The organism is Mesorhizobium sp. M7A.F.Ca.CA.001.08.2.1, assembly GCF_003998455.1.
In the GTDB taxonomy this organism is placed as follows: Bacteria; Pseudomonadota; Alphaproteobacteria; order Rhizobiales; family Rhizobiaceae; genus Mesorhizobium; species Mesorhizobium ciceri.
Genome location: NZ_RZPW01000415.1, coordinates 1 through 5,489 on the forward strand (window position 1 = coordinate 1; position 5,489 = coordinate 5,489).

5 protein-coding genes are annotated in these 5,489 nt (G+C 65.1%); all 5 read right to left on the minus strand.

All coding sequences use genetic code 11. From position 1 onward, the window contains the following. On the minus strand, positions 1-1,298 hold a 1,298-nt coding region (locus tag EN914_RS22355), incomplete at its 3' end, for a molybdopterin-dependent oxidoreductase (RefSeq protein ID WP_164778847.1). A gap of 4 nt (positions 1,299-1,302) precedes the next feature. Then, positions 1,303-1,632: a nitrite reductase small subunit NirD gene (gene nirD, locus EN914_RS22360; protein ID WP_024503964.1), complete on the minus strand. Its 330-nt coding sequence runs from the start codon at positions 1,630-1,632 to the stop codon at positions 1,303-1,305. 5 nt (positions 1,633-1,637) lie between these two features. Further along, the gene (nirB, locus tag EN914_RS22365; RefSeq protein WP_024503965.1) at positions 1,638-4,088 is read right to left on the minus strand and encodes a nitrite reductase large subunit NirB; all 2,451 of its coding nucleotides are present in this window, start codon (positions 4,086-4,088) and stop codon (positions 1,638-1,640) included. Between the two features lie 4 nt (positions 4,089-4,092). Next, on the minus strand, positions 4,093-4,890 hold the full coding sequence (locus EN914_RS22370) for an ABC transporter ATP-binding protein (protein ID WP_013530459.1): 798 nt from the start codon (positions 4,888-4,890) through the stop codon (positions 4,093-4,095). An 11-nt stretch (positions 4,891-4,901) separates the two neighbouring features. After that, a partial coding sequence (gene ntrB, locus EN914_RS22375) for a nitrate ABC transporter permease (RefSeq protein WP_127389265.1) occupies positions 4,902-5,489 on the minus strand: 588 nt, incomplete at its 5' end.

A 5,489-nucleotide genomic window follows, 5' to 3' on the forward strand; every position in this document is an offset into this window, starting at 1 on the left:
GTATCGGTCCGGGCCAGCACGTCCGACACCACCACGAACGGGCACGCCTTGATCGCCGCTTCGACGGCATCGGCGTCCGGCATCGAATCGACCGGGTTGGTGGCCATGATCCACAGCGCTTTGATGTGCCCGTCGGCAACCGCCTTGAACATCTCGACTGCCTTCAGGCCGGGCTTTCCGGCAACGGCCGGCGCGTTCCAGAAGCGCTGCACGCGGTCGCGATGCTCGGGGTTTTCGATCTCCATATGGGCGGCCAGCATGTTGGCCATGCCGCCGACCTCGCGCCCGCCCATGGCGTTGGGCTGGCCGGTCACCGAAAACGGCCCTGCGCCGGGCTTGCCGATGCGGCCGGTGGCGAGATGACAGTTGATGATGGCGTTGACCTTGTCGGTGCCCGAAGACGACTGGTTCACCCCCTGGCTGTAGACGGTTACCGTCTTGGAGGTCGCCGCGAACAGGCTGTAGAACCGGCCAAGCTCGTCCTCGCTCAGGCCCGTGGCAGCGGCGAGGCCGGCCAGGTCGAGCACGGAGGCGGCGAAAAGCGCTTGCCCGAAGCCCGTCGTGTGCGTCGTGATGTAGGTTCGGTCGAGTGCATTGTGCTGGCCGAGGTAGGCGAGCAGCCCGGTGAACAAAGCGACGTCGCCATCCGGCGCGATCGCCAGATGCATATCAGCAATGTCAGCGGTCATGGTGCGACGCGGGTCGACCAGAACGATCTTCATCTCCGGCCGCTTTTCCCGGGCAGCCGCGATGCGCTGGTAGAGCACCGGATGGCACCAGGCGAGATTGGAGCCGACCAGCACGATCAGGTCGGCAAGCTCCAGATCGTCATAGGTTCCGGGCACGGTGTCGGAGCCGAAAGCGCGGCGGTGGCCGGCGACCGAAGAGGCCATGCACAGGCGCGAATTGGTGTCGATGTTGGCGGAGCCCACAAAGCCCTTCATCAGCTTGTTGGCGACGTAGTAGTCCTCGGTCAGCAACTGGCCGGAGACATAGAAGGCGACCGCATCGGGCCCGTGCTCGGCGATGGTTTGCGAGAAGGTCGAGGCGACGAGGTCGAGCGCCTCGTCCCAGCCGGCGCGGCGGCCGTGGATCTCCGGATGAAGCAGCCTGCCGTCGAGATCGATGGTCTCGGCCAGTGCCGAGCCCTTGGAGCAGAGCCGGCCGAAATTGGCCGGGTGGTCGGGGTCGCCGCGCACGGACACTTGCCCGTCCGCGGCGACCTTCGCCAGCACGCCGCAGCCCACCCCGCAATAGGGGCAGGTGGTCCTCACCTCGCGCGCTTCATCGATCTCCATGGGGTCAGGCCGCGCGGCTGGCCAGCGCTTCCAGCGCAATGAACAGATGCTCGCCTTCGATCCGCACCGGAATGGTGCGCACCGCGCCCTCGTCGGCGCCGAGCGCCTTGCCCGTTTCCAGCGAAATCACCCAATTGTGCAAGGGACAGGTCACCGCCGTGCCGTGCACGATGCCCTGGCTGAGCGGTCCGCCTCTGTGCGGGCAATGATCGTCGATAGCGTAGACCTGATCGTCCTGGGTGCGGAAGACCGCGATTTTTCCTTCCGGCGTGGCGACGCAGCGCGCGCCGCGGCGAGGGATGTCGGAGAGAGAGCCTATCGATATCCAGTTCATCACGCTCACTCCGCCGCCTGCGCAAAACCGACCGAGGCCATTGGCCGGAATTCGTGCTTGTCCTTGCCGGAAACGCGTTCGGACCACGGGTCGACCTGGGCGAATTTCTGGCTGAAGACGAAGCGCTCGTAATAGGCCTTGCGCTTGTCGCCATCGTCCATGATCTGGCGCTTGATCTCGGGGATGCCGATGCGCTTGGCCCATTTGTAGATGCGCTCGAGGTAGCGGCCCTGCTCGCGGTACATCTGCGTCAGCGCCACGATATGCTCCAGCGCCTCGTCCTCGGTTCTGACCAGGCCGAGTACTTCGGTGCCCTTGATGTCGAGGCCGGCCGCGCCGGCAAAATGGATCTCGTAACCGGAGTCGACGCAGATCACGCCGACATCCTTGCAGGTCGCCTCGGCGCAATTCCTGGGGCAACCCGACACCGCCATCTTGACCTTGGCCGGCGTCCACGAGCCCCACATGAATTTTTCGATGCGGATGCCGAGGCCCGTCGAATCCTGCGTGCCGAAGCGGCACCAGTCCGAGCCGACGCAGGTCTTCACCGTGCGCAACCCCTTGGCATAGGCGTGGCCGGAGACGAAGCCGGCCTGGCCGAGATCGGCCCACACCGCCGGCAGGTCTTCCTTGCGGATGCCGAGCATGTCGATGCGCTGGCCGCCGGTGACCTTGACCATCGGGATTTCAAACTTGTCGACAACGTCGGCGATGGCGCGCAGTTCAGCGGCATTGGTCACCCCGCCCCACATGCGCGGCACCACCGAATAGGTGCCATCCTTCTGGATGTTGGCGTGGACGCGCTCGTTGATGAAGCGCGACTGGTAGTCGTCGGCGTAGTCGTCCGGCCAGTCGCAGACGAGATAGTAATTGAGCGCCGGCCGGCATTTGGCACAGCCGCAGGAGGTCGTCCATTCCAGTTCCTGCATGACGGCGGGAATGGTCTTCAGGCGCTTGGCGATGATCAGCCGGCGGACCTCGTCATGACCGAGCGTCGTGCAGCCGCACATCGGCTGCACCGCCGCTGGATTGTATTTGTCGCCGATGGTCAGCACCATCAGCTTCTCGACCAGCCCGGTGCAGGAGCCGCAGGAGGCCGAGGCCTTGGTGTGGGCGCGCACGTCGTCGAGCGAGGTCAGGCCCTTGGCCGTGATCGCGCCGGTGATCTTCCCCTTGCAAACGCCGTTGCAGCCGCAGATCTCCGCATCATCCGGCAAGGCTGCAACGGCCGCCATAGGGTCCAGCGGGGCACCCCCCTGGTAGGACTGGCCGAAGATGAGCGTATCGCGCATCTCGGATATGTCGGTCTGCTTTTTCTTGAGATCGTTGAACCAGGCGCCGTCCGCCGTCTCGCCATAGAGCACGGTGCCGATGATGCGGTCGTCCTTCAGCACAAGTCGCTTGTAGACGCCGGCCGCCGCATCGCGCAGCACGATCTCCTGGCGGTCCTCGCCCTCGGCGAAGTCGCCGAGCGAGAACAGGTCGATGCCGGTGACCTTGAGCTTGGTCGGCGTGTCCATATGGACGAAGGCCGCCGCTTCGTTGCCGGCAAGCTGGCTGGCTGTGACGCGCGCCATCTCGTAGAGCGGCGCGACGAGGCCATAGACCTGGCCGTTGACCTCGGCACATTCGCCGAGCGCGTAGATGTCGGGATCGTTGCTGCGCATGCCGGCATCGACGACGATGCCCCTGTTAACGGCGATGCCGGCCTGTTTGGCCAGCGCCGAATTCGGCCTGATGCCGACGGCCATCACCACAAGCGTTGCTGGGATAATGGTGCCGTCAGCAAGTTCCACCTGCCCGACCTTGCCGTTGCCGGTGATCGCCTGGGTGTTGGCCTTGGTGATGACCTTGATGCCGCGCTGCTCCACCGCACGCTGCAAGAGATAGCCGGCGGCCGGATCGAGCTGGCGCTCCATCAAGGTCGGCATGACATGCAGCACGGTGACGTCCATGCCTTGCGCGTTGAGGCCCGCCGCCGCTTCCAGACCCAGCAGGCCGCCGCCGATGACCACCGCCTTCGCCCGCGACTGGGCAGCGAGCATCATCGCCTGCACGTCATCGAGATCGCGATAGGTCAGCACCCCCGGCAGGTCATGGCCCGGCACCGGAATGATGAACGGTACCGAGCCGGTGGCGATGACGAGCTTGTCGTAGGGCTCGGTGACGCCATGATCGGAGGTGACGGTCTTCGCCGTCCGGTCGATGGCAACGATCTTGTGGCCCTTGTAGAGGGTGATGTTGTTGGCGATGTACCAGCCGTCGCCATGGATGATGATCTCCTCATAGGCCTTCTCGCCCGACAGCACCGGCGACAGCATGATGCGGTCGTAATTGACGCGCGGCTCGGCGTTGAAGATAGTGACGGTGTAGCGGCCCGGAGCCTGTTCCAGCAGGTGCTCCAGCATGCGCCCGGGGGCCATGCCATTGCCGATGATGACAAGTCTTTCGCTCATGGTGCTACTCCGCGGCTTCGACGAAGCGGTGGCGTTCGTAGAGGAACTTCAGAACCGCCTCGCGGCAGCGCAGGAAGGTCCGGTCGGAAGAGAGTTCGACGCGCCGGCGCGGCCGCGCCAGCGGCACGGCAAGCACTTCGCCGATGGTCGCCGCCGGGCCATTGGTCATCATGACGATGCGGTCGGAGAGCAGCACCGCCTCGTCGACGTCATGGGTGATCATGATCGTCGTTGAGCCGAGCCTGGAATGGATGTCCATCACCGCGTCCTGCAGATGGGCCCGCGTCAGCGCATCGAGCGCGCCGAACGGCTCGTCGAGCAGCAGGATCTTCGGCTCCATCGCCAGCGCCCGGGCGATGCCGACGCGCTGCTTCATGCCCCCGGAGATTTCCGCCGGGCGCTTGTCCTTGGCATGCGCCATCTGCACGAGGTCGAGATTGCGCATGATCCAGTCATGCCGCTCGACTTTGCTCTTCGAACGGCCGAAGACCTTCGACACCGCCAGGTTGATGTTTTCGTAGACGGTCAGCCACGGCAGCAGCGAGTGGTTCTGGAACACCACGGCGCGTTCCGGTCCAGGGCTGTCGACCTCCTTGTCCTCGAGCAGCACGGCGCCGGCCGACACCTTGGTCAGCCCGGCGATCAGATTGAGCAGGGTCGACTTGCCGCAGCCGGAATGGCCGATGATGGAGACGAATTCGCCCTTGTCGATGGTCAGCCTGATGTCCTTCAACACCTCGCTGACCTGGGCACCACGCGTGAAGGATTTGTCGATATGGTCGAGCTTCAGATAGGCCGTCATCGCCCCTCTCCTCACTTTGCCGTTGTGCCGCGGGTGACGAAGGCGCCGACCGCCGCGACCAGCCGGTCGAGGCAGAAGCCGGTGACGCCGATATAGGCGAGCGCGACGATGATGTCGGGCAGCCGCGACGAGTTCCACGCATCCCAGATGAAGAAGCCGATGCCGACGCCGCCAGTCAGCATTTCAGCGGCGACGATGGCGAGCCAGGACAGGCCGATGCCGATCCTCAAGCCGGTGAAGATGTAAGGCGCGGCGGCCGGCACCATGATCTTGACGAAGAATTCGAACTGGTTGAGCCGCAGGATGCGCGAGACGTTGCGGTAGTCCTCGGGAATGTTGCGCACGCCGACCGCGGTGTTGATGATGATTGGCCAGATCGAGGTGATGAAGATGACGAAGATCGCCGACGGGCTGGAATCACGGAACGCCGCCAGCGACAGCGGCAGCCAGGCCAGCGGCGGCACCGTGCGCAGGATCTGGAACACCGGGTCGAGGCCGCGCATCGCCCAGATCGACTGGCCGACCAGCGCACCGAGCGCGACGCCGACGACCGCCGCCAGGCCGAAGCCGACGGCGACGCGCTGCAGCGAGATCAGCAC

What these genes read in the sequence shown, in the direction of transcription:
- nirD (WP_024503964.1), bottom strand. Translation starts at nt 1,632, where the DNA reads ATGAACTGGATATCGATAGGCTCTCTCTCCGACATCCCTCGCCGCGGC.
- EN914_RS22370 (WP_013530459.1), bottom strand. Translation starts at nt 4,890, where the DNA reads ATGACGGCCTATCTGAAGCTCGACCATATCGACAAATCCTTCACGCGT.
- nirB (WP_024503965.1), bottom strand. Translation starts at nt 4,088, where the DNA reads ATGAGCGAAAGACTTGTCATCATCGGCAATGGCATGGCCCCCGGGCGC.